The organism is Aerococcus sp. Group 2 (assembly GCF_905125285.1).
In the GTDB taxonomy this organism is placed as follows: Bacteria; Bacillota; Bacilli; order Lactobacillales; family Aerococcaceae; genus Aerococcus; species Aerococcus urinae_E.
The window spans coordinates 3543-4985 of record NZ_CAJHPA010000010.1; the positions used below are offsets into that span (position 1 = coordinate 3543).

Below are 1443 nucleotides of genomic sequence, written 5' to 3' on the forward strand. Positions count from 1 at the left end.
GGATAGACCTCTCAAAACTAAACAAAGAAGACTCAAATATGTATTCCGAATATATCCTTAGAAAGGAGGTGATCCAGCCGCAGGTTCACCTACGGCTACCTTGTTACGACTTCACCCCAATCATCTGTCCCACCTTCGGCGGCTGGCTCCAAAGGTTACCTCACCGACTTCAGGTGTTACAAACTCTCGTGGTGTGACGGGCGGTGTGTACAAGACCCGGGAACGTATTCACCGCGGCGTGCTGATCCGCGATTACTAGCGATTCCGGCTTCATGTAGTCGAGTTGCAGACTACAATCCGAACTGAGAATGGCTTTAAGAGATTCGCTTGCTTTCACAAGGTCGCTGCTCGTTGTACCATCCATTGTAGCACGTGTGTAGCCCAAGTCATAAGGGGCATGATGATTTGACGTCATCCCCGCCTTCCTCCGGTTTGTCACCGGCAGTCTCGCTAGAGTGCCCAACTCAATGCTGGCAACTAACAATAAGGGTTGCGCTCGTTGCGGGACTTAACCCAACATCTCACGACACGAGCTGACGACAACCATGCACCACCTGTCACTTTGTCCCCGAAGGGAAAGCTCTATCTCTAGAGTGGTCAAAGGATGTCAAGACTTGGTAAGGTTCTTCGCGTTGCTTCGAATTAAACCACATGCTCCACCGCTTGTGCGGGTCCCCGTCAATTCCTTTGAGTTTCAGCCTTGCGGCCGTACTCCCCAGGCGGAGTGCTTAATGCGTTAACTCCGGCACTGAAGGGTGGAAACCCTCCAACACCTAGCACTCATCGTTTACGGCGTGGACTACCAGGGTATCTAATCCTGTTTGCTACCCACGCTTTCGGGCCTCAGCGTCAGTGACAGACCAGAAAGTCGCCTTCGCCACTGGTGTTCTTCCATATATCTACGCATTCCACCGCTACACATGGAGTTCCACTTTCCTCTTCTGTACTCAAGTTCCCCAGTTTCCAATGCACTTCCACGGTTAAGCCGTGGGCTTTCACATCAGACTTAAGAAACCGCCTGCGCCCCCTTTACGCCCAATAAATCCGGACAACGCTTGCCACCTACGTATTACCGCGGCTGCTGGCACGTAGTTAGCCGTGGCTTTCTGGTAAGATACCGTCAAGACTGGAGCAGTTACTCTCCAATTTGTTCTTCTCTTACAACAGAGCTTTACGATCCGAAAACCTTCTTCACTCACGCGGCGTTGCTCCGTCAGGCTTGCGCCCATTGCGGAAGATTCCCTACTGCTGCCTCCCGTAGGAGTTTGGGCCGTGTCTCAGTCCCAATGTGGCCGATTACCCTCTCAGGTCGGCTATGCATCATTGCCTTGGTAGGCCGTTACCCCACCAACGAGCTAATGCACCGCAAGGCCATCGATAAGTGACAGCAGAGCCGTCTTTCCAAACACCACCATGAGGTGGTGTTTCCTATGCGGTATTAGC

At 52.4% G+C, this 1443-nt stretch carries 1 rRNA gene; it reads right to left on the reverse strand.

The window, feature by feature from the left end:
• Positions 1 to 61: 61 nt before the first annotated feature.
• Positions 62 to 1443, reverse strand: a 16S ribosomal RNA gene (locus tag JFU01_RS08830); the annotation flags it as partial.